Source organism: Arcobacter sp. (assembly GCF_050300555.1).
GTDB lineage: Bacteria > Campylobacterota > Campylobacteria > Campylobacterales > Arcobacteraceae > Arcobacter.
This window is the reverse complement of sequence record NZ_JBNKXY010000421.1, coordinates 1-525: the sequence shown is the minus strand read 5'-3', so window position 1 is coordinate 525 and position 525 is coordinate 1. Positions and strand designations below refer to the sequence as shown.

The following is a 525-nucleotide window of genomic DNA, read 5'->3' as shown; positions in this document are numbered from 1 at the left end:
GGATAATTGTAAAAAAGTAAGTTTTAATAAAGCAAAATCATTTTTATACACAGTTGCCAACAATATGATGTTAAATGAAATCAAGCATCAAAAAGTTGTTTTGAAATATCAACAAGATATTAAACCAAATGAATTTACCAATAATGAATCTCCAGAGTTTATTTTAGAAAAAGAACAATTTTTAGAAAAAACTCTTGAAAATATTGTAAAAGATAACAATATTGATTTTTTTGGTAAACAAAAAAAGCTAGATTTTAATCTTTTTGCTAAAAAATCAAAAGATGAAAAAGAAGAATCAGATGAAAATAAAGAAAAAAAGAAACTATCTTTGTTAAAAAAATCAACAAAAACCAAAGAAACTAAAGAAGAAAAATCTGAAAAATGAAAATAAAAGAATTAAGATCAATGTCAAGTGAAGAATTGAAATCAAAGTTGATTGAATTAAAAAAAGAACTAATCAAATCTAATGCTCAAGTTGCTACAGGCACTACACCAAAAAGTCCTGGGCAGATCAAACAAACAAAA

The 525-nt window shown here is 23.8% G+C and carries 2 protein-coding genes; both read left to right on the top strand.

Annotated features, from left to right (window positions below):
- Nucleotides 1–385, top strand: a 385-nt coding sequence (locus tag ACQY5W_RS13590) for a hypothetical protein (RefSeq protein WP_428025501.1), incomplete at its 5' end; no start/stop codon positions are given.
- On the top strand, nucleotides 382–525 hold a 144-nt coding region (gene rpmC, locus ACQY5W_RS13585), incomplete at its 3' end, for a 50S ribosomal protein L29 (RefSeq protein WP_428025502.1). The genes ACQY5W_RS13590 and rpmC, both read left to right, overlap by 4 nt.